Below are 26208 nucleotides of genomic sequence, written 5' to 3'. Positions count from 1 at the left end.
GCTTCGGGCAGGCTGTGTGTTGCCGTGATCGCCCGGCTCCGCCAGACTGTCTCCATGACCCGAATCCTGCTTGCCCTCGTTCTTGTCCTCGGCCTCGCCGGCTGCGGCTTCCATCTGCGCAACAAGCTGATGCTGCCGACCGACACCGCCCCGGTGAAGGTGGTATCGACCGCCCCGTACAGTGAACTGGTCAAGCTGCTCAACCGCAGCCTGCTGGCCTCCGGCGCGCGCCTGGCCGATGAGGACACCACTGGCCCCAGCACCCAGCTGCAGGTGCTGTCCGAGCGCTGGGGCGATCTGCCGATCGCCATCGACTCACAGGGCCGCGCACAGGAATACAGCCTGCGTTACGCCGTGATCTTCATCTTCCGCCGCGAGGATGGCAGCGAACTGGTGCCGCAGCAGGTGATCGAACTGTCGCGTGACTACGTGTCGCCGCCGACCGACGCCACCGGTACCACCACCGAACGCGAAATCCTGGCCGATGAACTGCGCCGGGAAATGTCCGCCTCGATCATCCGCCGCATCGACAGCGTGGTGCGCGGTGAACTCGAAAAGGGCGGCAGCCTGACCGCGCCGAAGGCCACCCCGGTTGAACCGGCGGTGCCGGCCGATCCGGCCGCTGCGGTCAAGCACTGAGCTGTAGCGACGATGGAACTGCGTCCGGAGCAGCTGGCCAGCCAGGGCGCTGATACCGCGTTGGCGCCGGTGTACCTGATTGCAGGGCCGGAAACCCTGCGCGTGCTGGAGGCGGCCGACGCCATCCGCGCGCGGGCACGCGCCGCCGGCATCGGCGAGCGCGAGGTGTTCGACGCCGATGGGCGCGATTTCGACTGGAACCAGCTCGACGCCAGTTTCAATGCACCCAGCCTGTTCAGCGCCCGCCGCCTGGTCGAGGTGCGCCTGCCCAGCGGCAAGCCCGGCAAGGACGGCGCCGAAGTGATCAGCCGGTTCTGCGCCGACCCGGCGCCGGACGTGGTGCTGATGATCACCGCCAACGAATGGAGCAAGGCCCACCAGGGCAAGTGGGCCGAAGCGGTCGCCCGTATCGGCGTGCTGTCGGTGGCGTGGGCGATCAAGCCGCACGAGCTGCCGGACTGGATCGAGCGCCGCCTGCGTGGCAAGGGCCTGCGTGCCGACCCGGCCGCGGTGCAGCGCCTGGCCGAGCGGGTGGAAGGCAATCTGCTGGCCGCGGCCCAGGAAATCGACAAGCTGGCGCTGCTGGCCGATGGTCAGCCGTTGGACGTGGAGCGGATGGAGTCGCTGGTGGCCGATGCGGCCCGCTATGACGTGTTCCGGCTGCTGGAAGCCACGTTCTCGGGCCAGCCGCCGGCGGTGCTGCGCATGCTGGCCGGCCTGCGTGGCGAGGGCGAAGCGGTGGCTGCGCTGATGCCGATGGTGATCCGTGAACTGCTGGCCGGGGCCGGCCTGGCGCGGGTGCAGGCGCGTGGCGGCAACCTGGCCGCCGAGATGAAATCGCGTGGCATCTGGGAATCGCGGCAGGCGCCGTACAAGCGTGCGCTGCAGCGGCATCCGGAAGGCAAGCGCTGGGAGCGCTTCGTGGCCGAAGCCGGGCTGGTCGACCGCATCGCCAAGGGGCGCGCCGATGGCGATGCCTGGCTGGCGCTGGAGCGCCTGCTGGTGGCCGTGGCCGAGCCGCGTGCGGTGCGCCTGCTGGCGCGGGCCTGAGTCGTGAGCCTGCGGATCTATTACGGGGGCACCTTCGATCCGGTGCACCTGGGGCACCTTGCCATTGCCCGTGCCGCCCGCGACGAACTGCAGGTGGCGGTGCGCCTGCTGCCGGCCGCCGACCCGCCGCATCGCGCCGCCCCCGGCGCCACGGCCGAACAACGCTGCACCATGTTGTCGCTGGCCATCGGCGATGAACCCGGACTGCTGCTGGACCGGCATGAGCTGGATCGCGCGCAGCGCTTTCCCGGACGCCCGTCGTATACCGTCGACACGCTGCGCGAACTGCGTGGCGAGCTTGGCCCGAGCCGGCCCCTGGCCTGGCTGGTCGGTGCCGACAGCCTGCTGGGCCTGTCGCGCTGGCACGAATGGGAAGCGCTGTTCGGGCTGGCCCATTTCGTGGTGGCCGAGCGTCCCGGCAGCCCGCTGCAGGGGGCGATCGACGGTGAGCTCGGCCGCGCCCTGGACGGCCGTTGGACCGACAATGAACAGGCCTTGTTCGCCAGCCCGGCCGGACGGATCCTGCGCCTGCACCATCCGCTGCGCGAGGAATCGGCCAGCGCCGCACGCGCGCAGATCGCCGCCGCTGGGCCCTGGCGCGCGCTGCTGCCCCCCGCCGTGGCCGACTACGTGGCCGCCCACGGCCTGTACCGCCCGGCAACGCCGTGAATGCCGCCGCCCCGGCTTGCCCGTATAATCGCCCCCACGTTTATCGAGTCGATCCACTTTGAGCAACCAGACCCAGCCCCAGACCATCAAGGTCGATCTGCCCAGCCCGCCGCCGTCCGTGCCGGAACTGCTGGCCAGCGTCCGCCAAGCTACCGAAGACCTCAAGGCCAAGGACCTGGTCGAGATCGATGTACGCGGCCGGTCCAGCGTTGCCGATTACATGATCGTCGTTTCGGGCACCTCGACCCGCCACGTCAAGTCGATCGCCGATGAAGTCGTGCGCTTCGCCAAGAACCTCGACGTGATGCCGCTGGGTGTTGAAGGCGAGCGCGAAGCCGAGTGGGTGCTGGTCGACCTCGGTGACGTGATCGTCCATGTGATGCTGCCGCGCGTGCGCGAGTTCTACGCCCTCGAGCGCCTGTGGACCGTCGGCGACCAGCCGCCGTCCCGCGACGACGACGAAGTGGCCTGAGCCGCACGTTGCTGCATCCCTTCGACGGCGCCGATGGCGCCGTCGACGTTTTGGAGATCCCTTGATGAAAGCCCGCCTGATCGCCACCGGTGAACGCGCGCCCAGCTGGGTCGCGCAGGGGTTTGCCGAGTACCAGAAGCGGCTGTCGCACTGGCTGCCGTTCGAACTGGTGGAAATCGAGCCTGGCCTGCGTGGCAAGGGCCGCGATCCACGCCGCGCCACCGAAGACGAAGGCAAGCGGGTGATCGCCGCACTGCCGAAGAATGCCTACGTGGTCGCGCTGGACGTGCCGGGCCGCCAGCTCAGTTCCGAACAGCTGGCGCAGCGCCTGGAGCATTGGCGTGGGCAGGGCAGGGACCTGGCGTTCCTGATTGGCGGCCCGGAAGGGCATTCGCCGGAAGTCTCCGCATTGGCCGATGAGAAGTGGTCGATCGGGCCGTTGACGCTGCCGCACATGCTGGTGCGGCTGGTGGTGGCTGAGCAGCTGTACCGGGCCGCCGCAATGATTGCCAATCACCCCTACCATCGCGCGTGAAGAGTGGTTATACTAGTCGTCTGCCCGAATAGCTCAGCCGGTTAGAGCACTTGACTGTTAATCAGGGGGTCGTTGGTTCGAGTCCAACTTCGGGCGCCACCTTGAGAAACCTGCATCGCGAGATGCAGGTTTTTTTTTGTGCCACGTAGAGTCGAGCTCGCTCGACTGCGCTGCTGACAGGTCACGACAGTCGAGCAAGCTCGACTCTACAATCTGCTGCTCCAACCACGGAAGTTGATCGTGCGCGCACTGCTGTCCACGGGCTCTCTGCTGCTTGTACTGCTGCCGTTCGCCGCGGCGAATGCGGCACCTCCCACCTGGCATCCTCCGCAGGGCACCACCGAGTTTCCGCTGTGGCCGCAGGGCAGGGTGATGGCGCCGCCGAAACTGAAGGGCCCCGAGCAGATCAGCGAGGTGACCTCCAACGCCAGCGGCGAACGCTGGATGATGCTGCAGAACGTGGCCGTGCCGACCCTCACCGTGTTTGCGCCGAAGGGGCCGCCCAATGGCACCGCGGTAATGGTGGTGCCCGGCGGAGGCTACCGGGTGCTGGCGATGGACCTGGAAGGCAGCGAGATCTGCGACTGGCTGACCGCGCAGGGCGTCACCTGCGCATTGCTGAAGTACCGCGTGCCCGCGTCCGGCCCGAACTGGGATCCTGAATGCAACTGCCGCGACATTCCGAAGGTGCCGATGGCCCTGCAGGATGCACAGCGTGCCATGGGCCTGCTGCGCGCGCAGGCGCAGCGCTGGTCAATCAATCCGAAGCAGGTCGGGGTGATCGGCTTTTCCGCCGGTGGTCACGTGGTGGCAGGACTGAGCACGCATGCGCAGCGCAGCTACGCGCCGCTGGATGCCGCCGATGCACAGCCCAGCCGCCCCGATTTCGCCATGGTGATGTATTCCGGGCACCTGTGGGCCGGGCATGGCAAGGGGCTGTCGCTGGTCAAGGACATCGTCGTGGATGCGGCGGTGCCGCCGACCTTCATCGTGCAGGCCAGCGACGACCCGACCGATGACGTGCGCGAATCACTGGCCTACTACCAGGCATTGATCGATGAAGGTGTGCCGGTGGAAATGCACCTGTTCGCCCGCGGCGGCCACGCTTTCGGCCTGCGCCTGAAGGATGCACCGGTCGCGGCATGGCCGCAGCTGGCCGAGCGCTGGATGCGGGACATCGGCATGCTGCCGGAACGACCGCTGTAGAGCCGAGCCCATGCTCGGCTTCGCGCAGTCAGCCGAGCGTGGGCTCGGCTCTACAGCGTCAGCTGCCCCTTCCAGAATGCCACCAGCGTGGCGATCGCCACCAGCACGATGGCGCCGAACAACACCCCCTCCCAGCGCGTGAACACCGGCTCGCCGCGCTGGCGCCGGGTCAGCGCGAACAGTACGACGCCGGGGACGTACAGCAGCACCGACAGCAGCAGGTTGTCCAGGCCGCCGGCATACACCAGCCACAGCGCATAGGCGCTGGCCAGCAGCGCAACCACGAAATTGCGCCAACGCACGCCCGGCTCACCGGCGTAGGCCTGCCCGCGCCAGGCCAACTGCACGGCGAAGGCGGCGGACAGGAAATAGGGCACCAGGCTCATCGAAGCGGCCAGCAGCACCAGACCGGTATAGCTTCCCGCATTGAACAGCACCAGCAGCAGGAACAGCTGGATCAGCCCGTTGCTCAGCCACAACGCATTGGCAGGCACGCCGCGCGCATTCTCGCGTCCCAGGAAGGCCGGCATGGTGCCGTCGCCGGCGGCGGCATACAGCACTTCGGCACACAGCAGTACCCAGGCCAGCAGCGCGCCCAGCACCGAAATGATCGAACCGGCGATGATTACCGTCGCGCCCCATTCGCCGACGATGGCGCGCAGCACGTAGGCCATCGACGGGTTGGGCAGCCCGGCCAGTTCGGCCTGCGACAGCACGCCCATCGACAGCAGGCTGACCAGGACCAGCAGCAGCCAGACGCCGAGGAAGCCGATCACCGTGGCACGGCCGACGTCGGCGCGGCGCGCCGCGCGCCGCGAATAGATGCTGGCGCCTTCGATGCCGATGAACACCCACACGGTGACCAGCATCATGCCGCGCAGTTGCTGGCCAAGGTCGCCGAGTGCAGGCGTGCCGAAGAAATCGGCACGGAATACTTCCATGCGGAACGCGCCGGCGGCCAGCACCAGGAACAGCGCGATCGGCAGCAGCTTGGCCACGGTCACCAGGCCATTGATGATGGCAGCGGTGCGCAGGCCACGCAGCACCAGCAGATGTACGGTCCACAGCAACACCGACGACGCAGCTACCGCAGCGGTCGTGTTGCCTTCGCCGAAGATCGGCAGGAAATGGCCCAGCCCGCTGAAGATCAGCACGAAGAAGCTGGCGTTGCCCAGCACCGAAGCGACCCAGTAGCCCCAGGCCGCGGAAAAGCCGATGTAGTTGCCAAAGCCCTCACGGGCGTAGGCATAGATGCCGGTGTCCAGGTCCGGACGGCGGTTGGCCAGGGCCTGGAACACGAAGGCCAGCATCAGCATGCCCGCACCGCTCAGCGCCCACCCGATCATCGCGGCCGCCGGGCCGGCACTGCGGGCCACGTTCTGTGGCAGCGAGAAGATGCCCGCACCGACCATCGAACCCACCACCAATGCGGTCAGTGCGGCCAGGCCGAGACGTTGGGTGGAAGCGGGCATGGGCGGAGCTCCGGTCAGGGACTGCATCATCGCTGTTGCCGCGTGTGTACAAAAGCACAGGCCCGGGGATGAACCCGGGCCTGTGCAGGTGACGCGCCGCGATGGATCAGCGGAAGGTGTACTTGGCGCCCACGGTGAAGTAACGGCCCAGTGCACCGGAGAAGTGCATCGGGTTGTAGTTCACGCCGCCGTAGGTGGTCGGATCGAGCGGTGCGATGCGGTCGAACACGTTGGCCACCGAGGCATTGAGCTCGAAGGCGTCGGTGATGTTCCAGCGGCCGGACAGATCGAAGGTGGTGAACGAAGAGATCTTCGTCACCGGCGTGCCATCCTCATAGAACGCCTGGTAGTCGCCGCCACGCTTGTCGGTGTTGTCCATCTTGCTGATGTAGTTGGCAACACCGCTCACGCTCCACGCACCCTGCTTCCAGGTGGTGCCGAAGTTGATCTTGTCCTTCGGCGTACCGATGCAGTTGGTCACGTCGCAGTTGCCGTGCGTGCCGGCATAGTCAACGGTCTCACCGCCTTCGGTGCGCTCGAACTTCAGGATGTGGCTCCACTGCAGGTCCAGCTCCAGCTGGCCCGGGCCCATATCGAAGGTCTGGCGGATATCGGTATCGATACCGCGGACCCGCGACGAGCTGGCATTCACGTAGCCGGTGTTGACGGCCAGGATGCTGCCGGAATTGGGCACGCCACCGATGTTGTTGGAGTCACGCAGCACGTTGCCGGCGAGGATGGCGGCTGCAGTGTTGCCCTGCACGATCTCGTTGGTGCGCTTGATCTGCCAGGCATCGACGGTCATCGAGGTGGTCGAGGTCGGCTGCAGCACCAGGCCCACCGAGTAGCTCTTGGACTCTTCCGGCTTCAGGTCCTTGTTCGGGCGGGTGATGATCGCGATCGAGCGCGGGGTGCACTCGTCGGCACTGATGGCGCAACGCACCGGATCGCGGGCGTTGGAGAAGGCGGCCAGGCCACCGTCACCGTTCTCGGCCGGGTTCGGCGCGCGGAAGCCTTCGGCGTAGCTGGCGCGCAGTGCGATCCAGTCGGCCGGGGTCCACTTCACGCCCAGCTTCGGCGTGGCCTTGCCTTCACCACTTTCGTACTTGTCGTAACGCACTGCGCCGGACAGTTCCAGCTGTTCCAGCACCGGCGCGGACAACTCGACGTAGCCGGCGTACACGTTCTGGGTGCCGTCGTAGGCCGAGTAACCCAGGCCGATGATGTCACCCTGGTCGGTGTAGGTCTGCGGGGTCAGGCTGTTGCTGGTCTTGCGCCACTCGGTACCGATGGCCAGGCCCAGCGGGCCACCCTTGAGGTCGGCCAGGCTGCGCGACACGGTGAAGTCGAACATGTCCAGGCTGGACTTGGCGCGCGCGCTGATGGTCGGCGAGATGTAGTCGTACAGCGCCTGCGAGTTCAGGTTGGCGTTGTCGCCGATGCGCCAGGTGCCGCCGGCGCAGTTCGGGTTGCCCAGCGCGCACAGCACCGAGCTGTAACGCAGGAAGCCGGTGCGCTTGTTGACCAGGTCGGTGCCCGAATGCAGGTAGGCGGTGTCGTAGCTCCAGTCGCCCCAGTTGCCCTTGGCGCCAACCAGGAAGCGGTTGAACTCGTTGGTGTTGTCGGTCACGCGCGGGCCGACGTCCCACGCGCTGTAGCGCAGGCGCGCCGCATACGGCAGCGGGTTGTCCGGATGCCCGGCATAGAGCATCGTCGCGCCGTCACCACTGCTGGCGTTCTTCGGGCCGCCGGGGAAGCCCCAGCCACCGGACACGCCGGAAGGGGTATTGCTGAAGATGGTTTCCTTCTTCGAGTAGCCGATCTCGGTGTAGATCTCGCCGCCTTCGCCAAAGGCGAACGTGGCGCGGCCGAACACGTTGATGTACTTCTCTTCCGGGGTCAGGTCGCGATACTGCTGCGCCGGATCCCACAGGCAGCCCTGCGCCGCCGAAGAGGCTTCGGTCTGGCCCGGGATGGTGCTCAGGTTGGCGCAGCCCGGCAGGGCGACCAGGTGCGGCGACGGCGCATCATTATTGAACACCGAGCCGTTGGGGCCGACGCCGCCGTTGGTGCGGCCGCTGAGGTAGGCGCCGCCGAGGAACTGCGCGTCGGTGGCGTCATAGCCCCACTGGCGCGTGTCGCCGGTGCCGATCCACTTGCGGTTCTTGCGGTCGCTGATCTTGATCGCGTCGGACTTGCCGACATCCAGGCTGAAGAATGCGTTCCAGCCATCCTTGGACAGGTCACCGGTACCGGCGGTCAGGGTGGCCTTCTTGGTGTCGCCGTCGCTGTCGCCGGACAGGCCGTAGGACGCGCGCAGGATCGCACCTTCGAAGTCGGTGCGCAGGATGATGTTGACCACGCCGGCGATGGCGTCGGAGCCGTAGATCGCCGAGGCGCCGTCCTTCAGCACTTCCACGCGCTCGACGGCATCGAGCGGAATGGTGCTGAGGTCGGTGAACACCTTCTGGCCGTCGTCGGCCAGGCCGTAGGTCGCCATGCGGCGGCCATTCAACAGCACCAGCGTCGAGCCGGCACCGAGGCCGCGCAGCGAGATGCCGGCGCCGCCACCGGCGAAGCCGTTGCCGAAGGTCTTGGGAATGGAGCCGGCGCCATCGGCGGTGATCGTCTGCAGGTACTCGGCCAGCGTGGTCTTGCCACTGCGGTCGATTTCCTGGCGGCTCACCACCTGCACCGGGGACGGCGTCTCGGTGTTGGTACGCGGAATGTTGGAGCCGGTGACGGTGATGCGGTCGAGGTTGGTGGCTTTTTCCTGCGCGAAGGCGGAGGAGGAAGCGACGGCGCCGACCAGCAGCAGGGCGCCGCCGGTGAGGATGTGGGTGATGGACGATGCCAGGGTGGTGCGGCGGCGGCTGGCGGGCCGTTGGATCGGGTGTTTCACAGCTTCTCTCCTAACTGGAAAACCGTAGCGTTGAGGGCTGTCGCCGGATCAGTACCGGGACGCGCCAATCTAGGTTTCCAGCGAGTGACGACGCCGTGAAATTTTGCTTAATCAGTAACATCTGGACGGGAAAGACCCGCCGCGCTTGCTGTCGGGGGCCGGCCCGGATCCTGCCGGGCCGGCCACCGGGTCAGTCGGGCAGGGAGAACTGCACCGGCACCAGGCCGATGGCCGGAACCGCTGCGCCGTCACGCAGGGCAGGCTCAAAACGCCAGTGCCGCAGCACCTGCTGGCGGGCGGCCTGGTCGAGCGTGCGCGAACCACTGCTGCGCTCGATGCTCACCGCGACCGGCTGGCCGCGGTCGTCCACCTCCACCCGCAGCAGCACCGTGCCCTGCTCGTGATTGCGCAGGGCCTGGATCGGGTAGGCCGGCGGCGGGGCGCTGAGGTACTGCAGCTGGGCGCCGGGCATGGGAGTGGAACGGTCGATGGTCGGCGCCGGCGGCACCGGCGCGGATTCGGCGGCGGGGGCGACGATGCCCTGCGCTTCCTCCAGCGTGGCGGTCGGCGGCGGCAGCGGCGTGGTTTCCCTTGGCACCGTCTGCTGCTTCGGCACCACGTCCACGTGTTCCGGCGCGGTGGGCGGCGCGGGCGGCGGCGGCAGTTCCCTGGGGATCAGCCGTACCGTGGTGTTGTCGCGCGGCAGCGCAGTGATGGCCTGGTAGGTGGCCGGGATCAGCAGCAACAGGAATGCGAGCAGATGCAGGGCGATGGCCGCGCTCCAGGCGGCAACGCGGGCGGGGTCGAAATGCGCGGATGCAACGGGATACGTACGAACCATGGTCCACCTCCATGCCAGTGACGAAGTCCTCAACGCACCAGGGCCCGTGGCGGGGTTGCCGCACGCGGCTGGCAGTGCATCAGTAGCGCGGCGCAATGGCTACTGCCTAGAGGCAGGGTCGGAATCGTTGGGCTGGCCTTCAGCCAGCGCCGCCGACAGGCATGAAAAAAGGCGGGCCCGCTGCGGGACCCGCCTCTGTCTACAGACCAGAACGCGATCAGCGCCCCAGTTCGAACACCACATCCAGATTGACCGAGACGGTGGATTCGCCCGGGGCAACCGGGGTGGCCTTGTCCATCGCCGCGCCGGCGGCCATCGTGCGCATCATCGGCATCGGGCGGTAACCGCCGCCGGCATTCTCGGAGATGCTGACGATGCGGCGCACCTGCAGGCCCAGCGACTTGGCATAGGTCTGGGCACGGGCCTGGGCCTTCTTCAGCGCGGCCAGGCGGGCTTCGTCATACACCGGTTCGGGCTGGTCGATCTCGAAGCTGGGGCCATTGATCTGGTTGGCGCCCTGCGCGGCCAGCGCATCGAGCACCTTGCCGAGCTTGGCGATGTCACGCACCTTCAGGCTGACCGTGTTGCTGGCCTGGTAGCCGGTGATCTTCGGCGCTTCGTTGTCGGTGTAGCGATACTGCGGGTTGAGGCTGACGCCGCTGGTCTGCACGTCGCGCTCGGCGATGCCGGCGGCCTTGATCGCAGCCAGCACCTTGTCCATCTGCTGGGCGTTCTGGCGCATCGCGCTGTTGCCGTCGGCGGCCTGGGTGACCACGCCGGCCGACAGGGTGGCCACGTCCGGCACGCGGGTGGCTTCGGCGTTGGCCGAGACGTTCAGCAGGGTGCCTTCGGCCGGGGCGGCGATCGACGGCGACGACGGAGCGGCATGGGCGGTCATCGAGGTTCCAAGGGCGAGGGACAGGGCAAGCAGCAGCGGGGTGGCGGTCAGGCGCATGGGATCTCCTTGTTGTGCGGTGAGGGTGGTGTCGTAGCGATGAACGCGCTGTGAGCCCGTGCGGGGTTGAACGCATTCCGGAACGGGTTGCCGACGATTCAGGTGGCGGCCTCAGGTTATGCTGTGCCGATGCTCTATCTTGCTTCCCGCTCCCCCCGACGCAACCAGCTGCTGGCCCGACTCGGACGCCCCTTCCAGGCCCTGGACCTGGAGGTCGTCGAGCAGCGCGCGGCGACTGAAAGCGCCGAACACTATGTCTGCCGGGTCGCCGCCGACAAGGCGCGTGCCGGGCTGGCGCGGGTGCGGGCTGACGACCCGCAGGCGCGGGTGCTGGGCTCGGACACCGAAGTGGTGCTGGACGGTGAAGTGTTCGGCAAGCCGGCCGATGCGGCCGATGCGCGCGCGATGCTGGCACGCCTGGCCGGGCGTACCCACCAGGTGATGACGGCCGTGGTGGTGGTCGGCGCCGACGGCGAGGACACCGAGCTGGTCATTTCCGAGGTGACCTTCGCCCCGATCGCTGCGGCCGACATCGCCGCCTACGTGGCCACCGGCGAACCGCTGGACAAGGCCGGCGCCTACGCCATCCAGGGCGGGGCCGAGCGTTGGATCGAACACCTTTCCGGCAGCTACTCCGGTGTGATGGGGCTGCCGCTGCTGCACACCGATCGTCTGCTGGCACGTTGCGGCGTGCCGGCTCCTACTGCCGATGCCGCCAGGGAGGCTGCCGATGTCTGAAGAAATCCTGGTCAATGTGACCCCGCGCGAGACCCGGGTCGCGGTGATCGAAAATGGCATGCTGCAGGAACTGCACATCGAGCGCGGCTGGCGCCGTGGCGTGGTCGGCAACATCTACCGGGGCAAGGTGCAGCGGGTCATGCCCGGCATGCAGGCGGCCTTCGTCGAAGTCGGGCTGGAACGCGCGGCGTTCCTGCACGCCAACGATGTGGTGCGTCCGGCACCGGTGGCCAGTGCCGATACCGAGAACACCACCCTGCCGCCGCCGGCCAGCGTGCCAATCGTCGAGCTGCTGCGCGACGGCCAGGACATCGTGGTGCAGGTGGTGAAGGATCCGATCGGCACCAAGGGCGCGCGGCTGACCACGCAGATCAGCATTCCCTCGCGCTACATGGTGCTGCTGCCGCAGTCGAAGGTGGTGGGGGTGTCGGCGCGCATCGAGGATGAAACCGAACGCGCGCGGCTGAAGGCGCTGGTGACCGAACTGTCGGCCCAGCACGGTGGCTACGGCTACATCGTGCGCACCAATGCCGAAGGCCAGCCGGCCGAGGCCATCGCCGAGGACATCGCCTACCTGTCGCGGGTGTGGAACGTGGTCGAGCGCCGCGGCCGCGAAGCGCCGCCGTGCAGCATCATCTATGAAGACCTGAGCCTGCCGCTGCGTTCGGTGCGCGACCTGATCCGCAAGGACGTGGACAAGGTGAAGGTGGACTCGAAGGAAACCTTCGCCCAGCTGCAGGCCTTCGTTGCCAAGTACATGCCGGTACTGGCCGAGAAGATCGAGCTGTATTCCGGCGACCGCCCGATCTTCGACATGTTCGGCGTGGAAGACGAGATCGGCCGCGCGCTGGACAAGCAGGTCCCGCTGAAGTCCGGCGGCTACCTGGTGATCGACCAGACCGAGGCGATGACCACTATCGATGTGAACACCGGTTCATTCCTCGGCCAGCGCAATCTGGAAGAGACGGTGTTCCGCACCAACCTGGAAGCGGCACAGGCGGTGGCCCGCCAGCTGCGCCTGCGCAATCTGGGCGGCATCATCATCATCGACTTCATCGACATGGACGATGCCGAGCATCGCCGCCAGGTGCTGCGCACCCTGGAAAAGGCGCTGGCCCGCGACCATGCCAAGACCACGGTCTATGACTTCTCGCCGTTGGGCCTGGTGGAGATGACGCGCAAGCGCACGGTCGAAAGCCTGGAGCGCCAGCTGTCGGAAACCTGCCCGCAGTGCAGTGGCCGTGGCAGCATCAAGACCACCGAGACGGTCACCTACGAGATCTTCCGCGAGATCACCCGTGCGGTGCGCCAGTTCGATGCGGCGCGCCTGCTGGTGATCGCTTCGAGCAAGGTGGTCGCGCGCATCACCGACGAGGAGTCCTCGGCGGTGGCCGAGCTGGAGGAATTCCTCGGCAAGAGCATCCGCTTCCAGGCGGACGAGCAGTACCTGCAGGAGCAGTTCGATGTCGTTCTGCTCTGATCCTCGCCGGCTGCAGGCCGGCGGTGGCCGATGAGCGCGCCACCGCGCCTGCGACTGCGAAGGATCCGCCGTCATTTCATTGCCGCCTGTGCGGTGGGCCTGGTTGGGCTTGCACTGCTGGTGGGCACGCTCAGCCAGCTGTTGCCGCTGGCCGAGCGTCATCCCGAGACGATTGCCGCCTGGCTGAGCGAGCGTGCCGGCCAGCCGGTGCGTTTTGACCAGCTGCAGACCGCCTGGACCCGGCGCGGCCCGCTGCTGCAGCTGAAGGGCCTGCGCATCGGCGCCGGCCAGGGCCTGGCGATCGGCGAGGCCGAGGTGCTGGTGTCGATGTACAGCGGGCTGCTGCCCGGGCGTTCGCTGACCGAGCTGCGCCTGCGTGGCCTGGCGTTGGACCTGCAACAGGGCCAGGACGGTCGCTGGTCGGTGCGTGGGCTGCCGCAGTCCAGCAGCGGGGGTGACCCGCTGGATGCACTGCGCCGGCTCGGCGAACTGCAGGTGATCGAGGGCCGCCTGGGTGTGCACGCGCCGCAGCTGGGCATCGATGCCACTTTGCCGCGCATCGACCTGCGCCTGCGGGTCAATGGCGACCGCCTGCGGGTGGGCGTGCGTGCGTGGGCGCAGGCGGACGCCCTGCCGCTGACCGCGGTGCTGGACGTGGACCGCCGCCACGGCAACGGCCAGGCCTGGCTGGGTGCCGATCCTGTTGATTTCCATGCCTGGTCGCCACTGCTGGCGGCCGGCGGCGTGCGCCTGCGCGAAGGCAAGGGCGAATTGAACCTGTGGCTGACCCTGCGCGACTTCGTGCCAGTGGCGCTGACCACCGACTCGGACCTGCGCGAAGTGCGTGTGCAGGGCGCTGCGATGCCCGGCGTGGCGGCCCCGCAGCTGCAGCTGCAGCGCGTGCAGGCGCGACTGCGCTGGCAGCGCCAGGCCGAGGGCTGGGCATTGCAGGTGCCGCGCCTGCGCCTGACCACGGACGAGGGCGAGCAGCGGCTCGATGGCCTGCAGGTGCAGGTGGGCAGGCAGCTGCGGGTGAGCGCCGCGGCGGCACAGGCGGGGACCGCGTTGCGTGGCCTGGCCCTGAGCGATCGCCTGCCGGCGGACCTGCGTCGCTGGCTGTTCCTGTCCCGGCCACAGCTGGAGGTGGCTGAGCTGCAGCTGGCCGGCGAACGTGACGGCCCGTTGTGGGCGCAGGGCGAACTGCAGTCGCTGGGCTTTGCCAGCGTGGGCGGTTCCCCGGGCGTGCGCGGCCTGGGCGGCCGTTTCGAGGGCGATGCCAACGGTTTCAGCCTGCAGCTGCAACCGCAGCGCCAGCTGCAGTTCGATTGGCCAACGGGCTTTGGCGTACGCCACGACCTGTACCTGGCGGGGCAGGTGGTGGGCTGGCGCGACGAAGGCGGCGGCTGGCGCATCGGAACGCCGGCGATGCGCGTGGAAGGCACCGACTACGCCGCCGATGTGCGCGGTGGGGTCTGGTTCCAGGGCGATGGCACGCGGCCGTGGCTGCAGCTGGCGGCCAAGCTGGACGACGTGCCGATGACCGCGGCCAAGCGCTTCTGGATCCATTCCAAGATGAGCAAGGGCGCTACCGACTGGCTGGACATGGCGCTGGCCGGCGGCCAGGTACGCGGCGGTGTCGGCCTGGTCACCGGTGACCTGGACGACTGGCCGTTCGACAACCACGATGGCCGCTTCGAGGCCACCGGCCACATCACCCAGGGTGAGATCCGCTTCCAGCACGACTGGCCGTTGATGAGCCAGGTCGATGCCGATATCGCCTTCATCGGCCCCGGCTTCGACATGCGCGGACGCGGTGATCTGGCCGGGGTGGCGGTGCAGACCTTCGAAGCGGGCATTGCCGACTTCGGCCAGCAGCCCCTGTATGTGCGCGCCGACGCGCAGAGCGAGGCCGGCAGGCTGCTGGCGATGCTGCGGCAAAGCCCGTTGCACAAGGACTACGGCGACACCCTGGACAATCTCAGCGCTGCCGGCCCTGCGCACGTGACGTTCGATCTGCTGCAGCCGCTGCACCACGATGAAGGGGGCGGCCATCTGCAGGGCACGGTCGATCTGGCCGGCGTGAAGCTGGTCGACAAGCGCTTCCAGCTGGCCTTCGACAACATGCACGGGCAGGCGCGCTACAGCAATGGCGGTTTCGATGCCGAGGAACTGTCGGTGCGGCATCTCGGCCAGGACGGCCGCCTGAGCCTGCGTGCCGGTGGCTACGTGCGTGACAGCAGGCTGGCCTTCGAATCGCAGCTGTCGGCCCATCTCGATGCCGGGGTGCTGATCGACCGCGCGCCGGAAATGGCCTGGCTCAAGCCCTATATCAACGGCACCTCGGCGTGGACCATCGCGGTGAACCTGCCCAAGGTGGCGCCGGGGGCGCCGTCCCCGCCCAGCGAACTGCGGTTGAGTTCGGATCTGATCGGGACCCGCCTGGACCTGCCGGCACCACTGGACAAGCCGGCCACCGAGCCGCTGGCGACTACGGTAGCCGCGCAGCTGCCGATGGGCGCCGGCCGCATCGACGTGGCGTTCGGCCAGCGCCTGGCCCTGGCCGCGCGCAGCCACAACAACCAGACCGGCGTACAGGTCACGCTCGGCAGCGACCGTGTCGACCGCGAGCCGCCGCCGAGCGGGCTGACGGTCAATGGCCGCAGCCCGACCCTGGACGCACTGGAGTGGATCGGCCTGGCACGCGGCGGCAGCGACGATGATGCGATGCCGCTGCGCGCAGTGGACGTGCAGGTCGGCCAGCTGAAGCTGATCGGCGGGGTGTTCGAGCAGACCCGCTTGCAGCTGCGCCCGGGCGCGCAGGCGCTGGACGTGCGCCTGGATGGCCCTTCGCTGGCTGGCCGCCTGACCGTGCCCAACGCCGAAGGCGGCACCATCAGTGGCCAGCTCGACCGCGTGCACTGGCAGTCGCTGCCGGCGGCACCGGGGGCACCGGGGGCGACGCCGGCACCGGCGCGGGTGCAGGCCGGTGCCAATGACATGGACCCGGCAAAGCTGCCACCGTTCGCGCTGGACATCGCCGACCTGAAGTTCGGCAAGGTGGTGCTGGGCCAGGCGGTGCTGCGCACGCGCCCGCTGGCCAACGGCCTGAACGTGGACGAGCTGCGCTTCCGTGCGCCGGACCAGGAAATCGACATCAGCGGCCGCTGGCTGGGCCGCAGCGGCGGTGCCCGCACCGAACTGACCGCGCAGGTGCGCAGTGAAGACCTGGGCGGGCTGATGCAGAACCTCGACTATGGTGGCCAGTTGCGCGGGGGTTCCGGCCAGGCGCAGCTGCAGGCCGCCTGGAGTGGCGGCCCGTCGGACTTCCAGCTGGCCAATCTGCAGGGCAGCCTGGACCTGCATGCGCGCAACGGCCAGCTGCTGGAGCTGGAACCGGGGGCCGGCCGCGTCCTGGGCCTGCTGAGCGTCACCCAGCTGCCGCGCCGCCTGATGTTCGACTTCCGCGACTTCTTCTCCAAGGGCTTCGCGTTCAACCAGATCGACGGCCGCATGCAGTTCGGCCAGGGCATGGCGCGCACCGACAAGGTGCTGATCGAAGGCCCGGCGGCGAACATCACCATCCGCGGCCAGGCCGACCTGCGCAACCAGCAGTTCGACCAGACCATCGACGTCAATCCGCGCGCCGGCAATCTGCTGACCGTGGTCGGCGCGGTGGCCGGTGGCCCGGTGGGGGCGGCGCTCGGCGCGGCCACCAATGCGGTATTGTCCAAACCGTTGGGCGAGATTGGCGCCCGTACCTACAAGGTGACCGGTCCATGGAAGGAGCCGAAGGTGGAAGTGATCGAACGCAGCCGCGACAAGACCCCGCCAGCGCCGGTACCGGCGCCGGCACCGGCCATTCCGCCCACCGTCACCGACCTGCCGCGCTCACGCTGAGCCCGGCCTTCCGTCCACGGGGTTGCCTGAGCGCCCCCGCATCCCCAGATCGAGACCATGACTGATATCGCCCTGACGCTTGCCCAAGACCGCCTGCTGCGCCCCGGCGGCCTGGATACCGCCGGCCTGGAGCGCGCCTTCGGCCAGTTGCTCGGCCCGGGTGTCGACTTCGGCGACCTCTATTTCCAGCACGCCCGGCGCGAGAGCTGGAGCGTGGAAGACGGCATCGTCAAGGACGGCGCCCATTCCATCGAGCAGGGCGTGGGCGTACGCGCCATCGCCGGTGAGAAGACCGGTTTTGCCTATTCCGATGACATCCACGCCGACGCATTGCTGACGGCGGCGCAGTCGGCACGTGCGATCTCGCGCGAAGGCGGGGCCCAGTCGGGTCGCTCGCTGCTGCGCGGCACCGCGCGCGCGCTGTACCCGGCGCTGGACCCGATCGACGGCATCGGCAACGAGGCCAAGGTCGAGGTGCTCAAGCGCCTGGACGGTTACCTGCGTGCCGCCGATCCGCGGGTGAAGCAGGTGATGGTCAGCCTGTCCGGCGGCGTCGACACCGTGCTGATCGCCCGCAGCGATGGCGTGCTGGGTGCCGATGTGCGCCCGCTGGTGCGCTTGAACGTGCAGGTGATCGTCGAGCACAACGGGCGCCGCGAGTCCGGCTACTCCGGTGGCGGTGGCCGCTTCGGCTACGACGAACTGTTCGCCGGCGGCCGCCCCGAAGCGCTGGCCCGCGAGGCGCTGCGCCAGGCGCTGGTGAATCTGGACGCCGTGCCGGCCCCGGCCGGGGTGATGCCGGTGGTGCTGGGCCCGGGCTGGCCCGGCGTGCTGCTGCACGAAGCCGTCGGCCATGGCCTGGAAGGCGATTTCAACCGCAAGGGCACCAGCGTCTATGCCGGGCGCATCGGCGAACGCGTGGCGGCGCCGGGGGTGACCATCGTCGACGACGGCACCCTCGACGGGCGCCGCGGCTCGTTGAACATCGACGATGAAGGCCATCCGACCCAGTGCACCACGTTGATCGAGGACGGCATCCTGGTCGGCTACATGCAGGACAGCCTCAATGCGCGGTTGATGGGCATGGCGCCCACCGGCAACGCACGTCGTGAATCCTTCGCGCACCTGACCATGCCGCGCATGACCAACACCTACATGCGCGCCGGCCAGCACGATCCGCAGGAGATGATCCGTTCGGTGAAGAAGGGCCTGTACGCCGTGAACTTCGGTGGCGGCCAGGTCGACATCACCAGCGGCAAGTACGTGTTCTCGGCCACCGAGGCCTACCTGATCGAGGATGGCCGCATCACCGCGCCGGTGAAAGGCGCGACGCTGATCGGCAACGGCCCGGAAACCATGCAGAAGGTGCGCATGATCGGCAACGACCTCGCCCTCGATGAGGGCGTGGGCGTCTGTGGCAAGGACGGGCAGAGCGTGCCCGTCGGTGTCGGCCAGCCCTCGCTGTTGATCGAAGGCATCACCGTCGGCGGTACCCAGGCCTGAGCCGGGCCATGGCCGCGGCCCGCGCCCTGGCCGACACGGACTCAGTCCGTGTCGGCGTCGTCGACCGTGTCGTCGGCGTCGTCGTCGCCGGCCGTCTTCAGGCCCAGCGCGGCCGGCAGCATCAGCCCGCGCAGCACCTGGTAGATCTCGCGGTAGGCGCGCGGTGGCTTGTTCTTCGCCTTCTCGGCCTGGGCGTTGCGTACCAGCGTACGCAGCTGCTGGCGGTCGGCCTGCGGGTAGTCGTCCAGCAGCGCGGCCAGCGCCGTGTCACCGTCGGCCAGCAGGCGCTCGCGCCAGTCTTCCACGCGGTGCATCATCGCCACCTCGCGGCGGCCGGTTTCACTGTTGGCGTCCAGCGCATCGCGGATCGCCTCCAGCGTGGCCTCGTCCTCGCGGCGCATGTGCTTGGCCAGGAACGCCAGCTGCCGCTTGTGGGCGATATGCGCGGTGATCCGCTTGCACTCGGCGATGTGCGGCAGCAGGTCCTCCGGAATCGGCAGGCGCGCCAGCTGGGCCGGGGTCAGCGACACCAGCTTCTCACCCAGGGCCAGTACTTCCAGGGCTTCGCCGCGCTTCTGCTTGCGGCTCTTGTCAAGGAATTCACCGGTTTCTTCGTCGCGTCCGCGCATCGTCCACACCTGCTTTCAAAAAAAGTCGCCCGGCGTGATGCCGGGCCCAACCTGCACAGGATAAAGCATTGAACGTGATCGCCCCTGAAGTCGCCGTCGGTGACGACAGCCCGGCCCGCCTGGAACGGCTGGCCGACCTTTCCCAGCAGCTGCTCGACCGCGCCCGCGCGCTGGGCGCCAGCCAGGCCGAAGTCAGCTGCAGCGAGGACCGCGGCCTGGATGTCAACGTCCGCCTGGGTGAGGTGGAGACCGTGCAGTCCACCCGCGACCGCGGTATCGCCGTGACCGTCTATTTCGGCCAGCGCAAGGGCAGTGCCAGCACCGGCGACCTGAACGAGAGCAGCCTGGCGGCCACCGTCGAGCAGGCCTGTGCGATCGCCCGGCATACCGAGGACGACCCCGCCGCCGGCCTGGCCGAGGCCGCATTGATGGCCACCCACTTCCCGGAACTGGACAGTTGGCACCCATGGGCGCTGCAGGCCGATGAGGCGGTGGACCTGGCGCTGGCGTGCGAGAACGCCGGGCGCGAGGCCGACGCGCAGATCCGCAACTCCGACGGCGCCTCGGTGTCGAGCATGCAGAGCCTGTCGGTGTACGCCAATTCGCATGGCTTCATCGGCCGCGAGCGCGGCACCCATCATTCGATCGGCTGTGCGCTGATCGCCGGCCAGGGGGATGGCATGCAGCGCGACGGCTGGTACACCAGCGCGCTGGCCCGCGAGGACCTGGAGGAGGTGGGCCGGGTCGGGCGCCAGGCCGCCGAGCGCACCGTGGCCCGCCTGCAGCCGCGCTCGCTGGCGACCGGCAGCATGCCGGTGCTGTTTGCCCCGGAAGTGGCGCGCAGCCTGGTGGGACACCTGCTGACGGCCGTGTCCGGCGGCGCGCTGTACCGCCAGGCCAGCTTCCTGCTGGACAGCGTCGGCCAGCGCCTGTTCCCCGAGTGGATGCAGATCGACGAACTGCCGCACCTGCGCCGTGGCCTGCGTTCGGCGGCCTTCGATGGTGATGGCGTGGCCACCCGCGCCTCGGCGCTGGTCCGTGACGGCGTGCTGCAGCGCTACGTGCTGGGCAGTTACTCGGCGCGCAAGCTGGGCCTGCAGACCACCGCCAATGCCGGCGGCGTGCACAACCTGCAGCTGGCGGCCAATGCCGGCTCGCTGCACGAGATCGCCGCCCGGATGGGCAGCGGACTGCTGGTGACCGAGCTGATGGGGCAGGGCGTGAACGGGGTGACCGGCGACTATTCGCGCGGTGCCGGCGGCTTCCGTGTCGAGAACGGCGAGATCCAGTACCCGGTGGACGGCATCACCATCGCCGGCAATCTGCGCGAGATGTTCAGCAGCATCGAGGCGGTTGGCAGTGACGTCGACCCCCGCTCGCACATCCGGACCGGCTCGATCCTGGTTGGACGAATGACGATCGCCGGTAATGATTGATGGCGTTGATGGCGTAAGCTATCCCCGCCTGACGCAATCAGCCTGGTGCTGGTGGGTCAAGACCACCCAATGAAAAGGAGTTTTGTCGTGAGTGAATTCGATAACGTCCCGCCGCCGCCGGCCACCACCAATGCGCCGGCCGACCAGCGCACCATGGCCCTGGCTGCCCACCTGCTGGGCATCTTCACCTGGTTCATCGGCCCGCTGATCATCTGGCTGATCAACAAGGATGATGCCAGCAAGGCCTTCGTCACCGACCAGGCCAAGGAAGCGCTGAACTTCCAGATCACCATCACCATCGCGATGCTGATCTGCATCGTGCTGACCATCGTGATCATCGGCGGCATCCTGGCGCCGATCGTCGGCATCCTGAACCTGGTGTTCTGCATCATCGCGGCGGTGAAGGCCAACAACGGCGAAGCCTACCGCTATCCGTTCGCGCTGCGCCTGGTCAAGTAAGACCGTCCGCATGTGGAACTGAAAACGCCCGGCACTGCCGGGCGTTTTTTGTTGGCGAGCGCGCAGCGTGGCTGCGATCAGTGATCGCGTTCCACCGCCAGCGTCGCCAGCGCGCGCAGCGCATCGGCCTCTTCGCCGTAGCCGGCCAGGCTGGACTGCATGCGCGCAGCCAGTTCACGCAGCTGCGCCTTGGCGCCGTCCATGCCGAGCAGCGCGGGGAAGGTGCTCTTGTCCTGTGCCTGGTCCTTGCCGGCGGTCTTGCCCAGCTGTTCGGAACTGGCTTCGACATCGAGGATGTCGTCGCGCACCTGGAACGCCAGCCCGAGCGCGTCGGCGAAATGATCCAGCTGGGCCAGCTGCGGCTCGTGGGCCTGGCCGCACAGCGCGCCCATGCGCACCGCCGCGCGGATCAGCGCACCGGTCTTGAGCGCGTGCATGCGGGTCAGTGCCGCCAGCGTCTGCTGCTGGCCGGTGGCGTCGATATCCAGGGCCTGCCCGCCGCACATGCCGGACGCACCGGACGCATGCGCCAGGGTCTGCAGGCAGGCCACGCGCAGGGTGGCCGGCAGCGGTGCATCGGCCAGCAGGCCGAAGGCGCGGGTCTGCAGCGCGTCGCCGGCGAGGATCGCCGTGGCTTCGTCAAAGGCGATGTGCGTGGTCGGCTTGCCACGGCGCAGTGCGTCGTCGTCCATCGCCGGCAGATCGTCATGCACCAGCGAATAGGCGTGGATCAGTTCGACCGCCATCGCTGCCGCATCCAGGGTTTCGGCCTGCGCGCCGAACAGCTGGCCGCTGGCGTACACCAGCAGCGGGCGCATGCGCTTGCCGCCACCGAGCACCGAATAGCGCATGGCCTGGTGCAGGCGCTGCGGCGCTTCGGCGGGTGAGGGCAGGGCGGCGTCGAGCTGGCTTTCGATCCGGTCGCGCCAGCGCGCGAACAGCAGCTCAGCCGTCATGGCTGGGCGGATCGAAGGGCTCGGCCGTTTCCGGCTGGGCCGGATCGCTGAGCAGGCGCACGCGCAGTTCCGCCTGCTCCAGCGCCTGCTGGCACTGCCGGTACAGGCCGACGCCACGTTCGTAAGCACTGAGCGAAGCTTCCAGGCTCAGCTCGCCGGTTTCCATCTGCTCCACCAGCTGCTCCAGCGATTCAAGCGACTGCTCGAACTGGGCGACCGGGGAGGCGTTTTCGGGGGACTTCTTGGCCATGCGGCAAGTGTGGACGGGCTGCGCGCGGGGGTCAATTCACCAACCGCCGGGACGCCACTGCAGCTGCGCGTCCCGGGCCAGCAGCCATGCCTGCAAGGGCGCGCTGATGACCACATCGGCGGCGGCCAGCAGTTGCCCGTCCGCAAACAGCAGTGGCAGCTGCGCGCGCCGCCACGGCGCGAGGTGCTCGCGTTGCAGGCAGTCCTTCAGCGCATGGGCATGCTGGCGGCCGGGCCGCAGGATGCGCTCGCCACCCACCCGCGCACGGACCTGCAGCGGCTGCTCGAAAGCACTGGCACCCCGCAGGCGCAGCTGGCCGCCGTCGGGCAGCGGCAATGGCGCGCGGCCATCCCATGTGACCTGCCAGTCGGCGGGCAGAGCCGGCAGCCGCGCAGGCAGCAGATAGGCATGGTCGCGCCATTGCCGGATCGCATGGTCGTGCCAGCGTACCTGTGCCTGACGGTCATTGGCTGCCGGCAGCAGCTGCTCCAGCGCCTGCTGCAGCACCGTGGCCGGCAGCGGCGGGGCGCCGTGGCCGAGCACCCAGGCGCGCAGCACGCGCGCGGCACGGCCCGGCGACACCTGGCGCAGCAGTTGCAGCGACAGCACACGCGGTGCGACTTCCAGGTGTGCGATCAGTTCGGCGTCTTCTTCGTCCAGCAGTTCGCGGGTCTGCCAGCAGTGCGTCGCGCTGCCGGCCAATGCCGCAGCGGCATGCGGCCATCGCTGGCGCAGCAGCGGCAGTACGTGCAGGCGCAGGAAGTTGCGATCGGCGTGGTCTTCGCTGTTGCTGGGGTCTTCGATCCAGCACAGCGCGTGCTGCCGGGCGTAGTCGAGCAGCGCGCTGCGCGGTGCATGCAGCAGCGGGCGCCACAGGCGGTGTGCACCGAGCTGACTGTGCTCGGCCATCGCGGCAAGGCCATCGACGCCGGAACCTCGCAGTGCACGCAACAGGAAGGTCTCGGCCTGGTCGTCCTGGTGCTGTGCCAGCGCCAGTGTTTCGCCGTCGCGCAGTTCGGCGGCGAACGCCGCGCGCCGGGCCTGGCGCGCCGCGCCCTCCAGGCCGAGGCCAGGGTGCAGATCAACCTGCACGCGGTGCACGGCCAGTTCGACGCCCAGCGCTGCGCACTGCTGCTGGCAATGCCGCACCCAGTCATCGGCTGCCGGTTGCAGGCCGTGGTGCACGTGCACCGCGCGCAGCGGCGTGGCAGAGGCCTGGGCGCAGCGCCACAGCCAGTGCAGCAGCACGGTCGAGTCGACACCGCCGCTGTAGCCCACCAGCAGTGGCGCATCCAGCGGAACGAGGGCAGGGAAGGCGGTCACGGCGGCAAGTATAGGGTGGGGTTTACTTGGCAGGGCTGCGCCCTGCACCCGCTACGAGCCAGAGCAACAGCAACAGCAACGGCAGAAGCTGGTTTCCTGAAGGTTGGCGGGGTGGGTCCGGTTGCGGGAGACGCCGTAAACCCGTCCTTGGGGGCTTGGCCGCGGCATCCATGCCGCGGACACTCCCGCAACCGGACCCACCCCGCCTTCGACAGTTTCCTGTGAGCTGTCGGAAATGCCGATGGGGTCAGATCCGTTTTCCTGCGGAAAACGGATCTGACCCCGGATTCAATTCGATCTCTCACAGATCTGATCCACGCAAAGCGTGGATGGTCCAGCCGTCACCGGAAATCTGTCAGGGGTGGGGCGGTGTGGGTGGGCAGGACCGTTGGCGCCATGGATGGCGCCATCGAGCCCCCATGGATGGGTTTACGGCGTGTCCTGCCCACCCACACCGCCCCGCCCAACTCACAGAAAACCAGAGCCGCTTTGGCTGTTGCTGTTGCTCGTAGCAGGTGCAGGGCGCAGCCCTGCCGAAACCCCTACTTCACCCGACGGCCCGCGCGGTCGATCCTGAACCACTCGCCGCCTTCCATCGGTGTATGGCCATCGCCATCCGGCGTGCCGCGACGGCAGCCGTTGCAGACCTCGGCCACGCCGTCGCGGAACGGCCAGGCGAAATCGAAGGTGCCCGGTACCACCTGACGGAATGTCAGATCGAAGTAGCCCACGCGGTTGCCCACGCGCCCGCGCAGCAGGCCTTCCTCCGGCGTTTCCGGGCCGTTGTCCCAGGTCAGCACCGGCAGGCTGCGGCCGCTGCGGTCGACGTAATGGAAGCCCTGGTCGGCGTACACCACGGCCAGGCCGTGGTCATCAAAGTTCAGGTCCTTCAGCGTGTCCGGCTGGATCTTCGGCCGGTGATCGACCACCTCGCAGTTGGGCAGTGGCCACAACCCGTGTTCGTCGGTGAGCAGCTTGCACGCCGGTCCCTGCGCCAACGCGCTGGCGCTGGCCAGCAGGCCTAGCAGGACCAGCGGCCGCGCGAGGCGGCCGCTGGCAGAGGCAGGGCGGGCCTGCCGCAGGATCACTTGGCTTCGGCCTTGCGCTCGAATGCGGTCGGTGCCGGCAGCTGCACCGGCACGCCCTTGTCGTCGCAGGTGCCGGCCTGGCACAGGCGCTCGCGCAGTGCCGGGGTGGCCTGCACGATCATGTGGTAGATCGCGTTCTGTTCCAACGTGCCGCGGATCGCCTTGCTGCCCGGGCCACGCGCCCAGATGCCGACGTCCTCGCCACCGTGCGACTCGGACTTCATCGGCACCAGCGCTTCCTGCATGTAGTCCGGGTGCTCGGTGTCGACCTCGCGCAGGTTCGGGCGGCCATTGGCCGGTTCGAAGCTGCTCGGGTTGTGCGGGTAGCGCTTGGGGCCGGCCGGCTGCTGGTTGCTGGCGCCGGTGTGGCCCGGGCCGTTGGCGTAGGTCAGGGTGGTATAGGGCTGGCCGCTGCCGTCCAGCGCGTAGTCGAGCTTGCCGGCGCCGTCTTCGCCGCCCTTGTCCTTCACCTTGCCCAGGATCGGGTTGCCGCGCGCCGGGTAGCCGACGAAGTTCAACGTGTGCGAATGGTCTGCGGTGACGATGATCAGCGTGTCATCGGCCGAGGTCAGTTCGTTGGCCACGCGCACCGCATCGGACAGCGCCACGGTTTCGGTCAGCGCACGGTAGGCGTTGCCACTGTGGTTGGCGTGGTCGATGCGCGCGCCTTCGATCATCAGCACATAGCCTTCCTTGTGCTGGGCCAGGTTCTTGATGGCCGCGGCGGTCAGTTCGGCCAGACTCGGCTCGCCACCCGGATCCTGCGGGCGCTCGTATTCGTAGCGCATGTGGTCCGGCTCGAACAGGCCGAGGATGGCCGGCGCGTTGGCCGCGGCCGCCAGCTGCTTGCTGTTCCACACATAGGCGCCCTGCGGATGGGCCTGCTGCCATTCCTGCACCAGGCTGCGGCCGTCCAGACGCTGGCCGACCTTGTCGTCGTACTCCGGATCGCGCTCTTCCACGGTGGTGAACTCACCGCGGCCGCCACCGAGGGCGACCAGCGGGCCGCGGCCATAACGCGAGGTCGACAGCAGCTGCTGGGCGATGTCCTTGCAGCCGGCGGCCTTGGCCGCGTCGGTCAGGTCGGTGTCGTTTTCCCAGTTGCGTTCGGGCGAGTGCGCATACGTCGCCGCCGGAGTGGCGTGGGTCAGGCGTGCGGTGGACACCACGCCGGTGGCCAGGCCGGCACTGTCGGCCAGCTGCAGCCAGGTCAGCAGGCCCTTGGACAGGCTGTCGGCACAGTCGGTGCGGCTGCCGGCGCTGACGCCGATCGCGCCCATGTGGGTCTTCACGCCGGTGGTGATGGCGGTCATGGTGCCGGCCGAGTCCGGCGTCTGCGAATCGGTGTTGTAGGTCTTGCTGAACGCCGTGGCCGGGAAGCGCTCCCAGGACAGCAGGTTCTCTTCGCCTGAGCCGCCCTTGCGCTGGCCTTCGTAGATGCGCGAGGCGGCCACGGTGGTCAGACTCATGCCGTCACCGAGGAACAGGATGACGTTTTTGGCCTTGCCGGCCATCGCACCATTGGCCGCTGCCTGGGCGGCGCCGCTGCGGTACCACCACTGCGGTGTCTCGCCGGCCGGGTGCGCGACCGGGTCGACGGCGACCTTCAGGCCGGCCGGGGCAGAGGCGGGGGTAGTGCTGGCGCAGGCGCCGAGCAGCAGGGTGGTGGCGCAGGCGGCCAACAGGGAGACGGAACGGCGCATGGACG

22 protein-coding genes and 1 tRNA gene are annotated in these 26208 nt (G+C 68.5%); 13 read left to right on the top strand and 10 right to left on the bottom strand.

The genetic code is table 11. The features are described 5' to 3' along the window. Window positions 1-54: 54 nt before the first annotated feature. The 7 genes from lptE to C9412_RS07935 all read left to right on the top strand — a co-directional run bounded on the left by lptE (window position 55) and on the right by C9412_RS07935 (window position 4571). Window positions 55-639: an LPS assembly lipoprotein LptE gene (lptE, locus tag C9412_RS07965; protein WP_107231125.1), complete on the top strand. Its 585-nt coding sequence runs from the start codon at window positions 55-57 to the stop codon at window positions 637-639. Between the two features lie 12 nt (window positions 640-651). Continuing rightward, a complete protein-coding gene (gene holA / locus C9412_RS07960) occupies window positions 652-1689 on the top strand; it encodes a DNA polymerase III subunit delta (protein WP_107231124.1) in 1038 nt (345 codons plus the stop codon). Between the two features lie 3 nt (window positions 1690-1692). Next, window positions 1693-2358 (top strand): nicotinate-nucleotide adenylyltransferase, encoded by a 666-nt coding sequence (gene nadD / locus C9412_RS07955; protein ID WP_107231123.1) that lies wholly within the window; start codon window positions 1693-1695, stop codon window positions 2356-2358. A gap of 58 nt (window positions 2359-2416) precedes the next feature. Further along, window positions 2417-2830: a ribosome silencing factor gene (gene rsfS / locus C9412_RS07950; RefSeq protein WP_107231122.1), complete on the top strand. Its 414-nt coding sequence runs from the start codon at window positions 2417-2419 to the stop codon at window positions 2828-2830. A 64-nt stretch (window positions 2831-2894) separates the two neighbouring features. Then, window positions 2895-3365, top strand: coding sequence for a 23S rRNA (pseudouridine(1915)-N(3))-methyltransferase RlmH (gene rlmH, locus C9412_RS07945; protein WP_005418108.1), 471 nt, complete (start codon window positions 2895-2897; stop codon window positions 3363-3365). A gap of 22 nt (window positions 3366-3387) precedes the next feature. Next, window positions 3388-3464: transfer RNA gene (locus C9412_RS07940), tRNA-Asn, on the top strand. Between the two features lie 141 nt (window positions 3465-3605). After that, entirely contained in the window at window positions 3606-4571 is a 966-nt protein-coding gene (locus tag C9412_RS07935) for an alpha/beta hydrolase (RefSeq protein ID WP_107231264.1), read from the top strand. Window positions 4572-4621: 50 nt separating this feature from the next. On the opposite strand, the gene C9412_RS07930 is transcribed toward C9412_RS07935, so the two are convergent. From C9412_RS07930 to C9412_RS07915, 4 genes are all read right to left on the bottom strand, one after another. Beyond that, window positions 4622-6043, bottom strand: a complete 1422-nt coding sequence (locus C9412_RS07930) for a basic amino acid/polyamine antiporter (RefSeq protein WP_107231121.1) — start codon at window positions 6041-6043, stop codon at window positions 4622-4624. Between the two features lie 106 nt (window positions 6044-6149). Further along, window positions 6150-8945, bottom strand: coding sequence for a TonB-dependent receptor (locus tag C9412_RS07925; protein ID WP_107231120.1), 2796 nt, complete (start codon window positions 8943-8945; stop codon window positions 6150-6152). Between the two features lie 190 nt (window positions 8946-9135). Continuing rightward, the gene (locus C9412_RS07920; RefSeq protein ID WP_107231119.1) at window positions 9136-9786 is read right to left on the bottom strand and encodes an energy transducer TonB; all 651 of its coding nucleotides are present in this window, start codon (window positions 9784-9786) and stop codon (window positions 9136-9138) included. A 217-nt stretch (window positions 9787-10003) separates the two neighbouring features. Continuing rightward, entirely contained in the window at window positions 10004-10741 is a 738-nt protein-coding gene (locus tag C9412_RS07915) for an SIMPL domain-containing protein (protein ID WP_107231118.1), read from the bottom strand. A 129-nt stretch (window positions 10742-10870) separates the two neighbouring features. Between C9412_RS07915 and C9412_RS07910 the strand changes: the two genes are divergently transcribed. The 4 genes from C9412_RS07910 to tldD are packed head-to-tail and all read left to right on the top strand — an operon-like array spanning window position 10871 to window position 18359. Further along, window positions 10871-11479 carry a Maf family nucleotide pyrophosphatase gene (locus C9412_RS07910; RefSeq protein ID WP_107231117.1) on the top strand — a complete coding sequence of 203 codons (609 nt, stop codon included), beginning with the start codon at window positions 10871-10873 and terminating at the stop codon, window positions 11477-11479. Then, on the top strand, window positions 11472-12959 hold the full coding sequence (rng, locus tag C9412_RS07905) for a ribonuclease G (RefSeq protein WP_107231116.1): 1488 nt from the start codon (window positions 11472-11474) through the stop codon (window positions 12957-12959). Before C9412_RS07910 ends, rng begins: the two co-directional genes overlap by 8 nt. A gap of 30 nt (window positions 12960-12989) precedes the next feature. Then, entirely contained in the window at window positions 12990-16856 is a 3867-nt protein-coding gene (locus C9412_RS07900) for a YhdP family protein (RefSeq protein ID WP_107231115.1), read from the top strand. A gap of 57 nt (window positions 16857-16913) precedes the next feature. Continuing rightward, window positions 16914-18359, top strand: coding sequence for a metalloprotease TldD (tldD, locus tag C9412_RS07895; protein WP_107231114.1), 1446 nt, complete (start codon window positions 16914-16916; stop codon window positions 18357-18359). Window positions 18360-18400: 41 nt separating this feature from the next. Here the strand turns inward: tldD and yjgA are convergent, their stop codons facing one another. Continuing rightward, entirely contained in the window at window positions 18401-18988 is a 588-nt protein-coding gene (gene yjgA / locus C9412_RS07890) for a ribosome biogenesis factor YjgA (RefSeq protein WP_107231113.1), read from the bottom strand. A 68-nt stretch (window positions 18989-19056) separates the two neighbouring features. Here yjgA and pmbA point away from each other — a divergent pair, with 68 nt between their 5' ends. Both pmbA and C9412_RS07880 read left to right on the top strand, forming a co-directional pair. Then, complete coding sequence (gene pmbA / locus C9412_RS07885; RefSeq protein ID WP_107231112.1) at window positions 19057-20424, top strand: metalloprotease PmbA; 1368 nt, start codon at window positions 19057-19059, stop codon at window positions 20422-20424. Window positions 20425-20511: 87 nt separating this feature from the next. Beyond that, window positions 20512-20883: a DUF4870 domain-containing protein gene (locus C9412_RS07880; protein WP_040007321.1), complete on the top strand. Its 372-nt coding sequence runs from the start codon at window positions 20512-20514 to the stop codon at window positions 20881-20883. Between the two features lie 77 nt (window positions 20884-20960). Here the strand turns inward: C9412_RS07880 and C9412_RS07875 are convergent, their stop codons facing one another. The 5 genes from C9412_RS07875 to C9412_RS07850 form a co-directional block, all read right to left on the bottom strand. Then, window positions 20961-21839, bottom strand: coding sequence for a farnesyl diphosphate synthase (locus C9412_RS07875; protein WP_107231111.1), 879 nt, complete (start codon window positions 21837-21839; stop codon window positions 20961-20963). Further along, window positions 21829-22089, bottom strand: coding sequence for an exodeoxyribonuclease VII small subunit (locus C9412_RS07870; RefSeq protein WP_006381978.1), 261 nt, complete (start codon window positions 22087-22089; stop codon window positions 21829-21831). Before C9412_RS07870 ends, C9412_RS07875 begins: the two co-directional genes overlap by 11 nt. Window positions 22090-22125: 36 nt before the next feature. After that, window positions 22126-23412: a tRNA lysidine(34) synthetase TilS gene (gene tilS / locus C9412_RS07865; RefSeq protein ID WP_258190107.1), complete on the bottom strand. Its 1287-nt coding sequence runs from the start codon at window positions 23410-23412 to the stop codon at window positions 22126-22128. Between the two features lie 542 nt (window positions 23413-23954). Next, window positions 23955-24500, bottom strand: coding sequence for a WG repeat-containing protein (locus C9412_RS07855; RefSeq protein ID WP_107231109.1), 546 nt, complete (start codon window positions 24498-24500; stop codon window positions 23955-23957). Next, window positions 24497-26203, bottom strand: a complete 1707-nt coding sequence (locus tag C9412_RS07850) for an alkaline phosphatase (protein ID WP_107231108.1) — start codon at window positions 26201-26203, stop codon at window positions 24497-24499. The genes C9412_RS07855 and C9412_RS07850 overlap by 4 nt, the downstream gene beginning before the upstream one ends. Window positions 26204-26208 lie beyond the last annotated feature (5 nt).

It is taken from the genome of Stenotrophomonas sp. Nf1, from assembly GCF_003028475.1.
Taxonomy (GTDB): Bacteria; Pseudomonadota; Gammaproteobacteria; order Xanthomonadales; family Xanthomonadaceae; genus Stenotrophomonas.
Note: the sequence above shows the minus strand (reverse complement) of the source record. Positions and strands in the feature narration are given on the sequence as shown.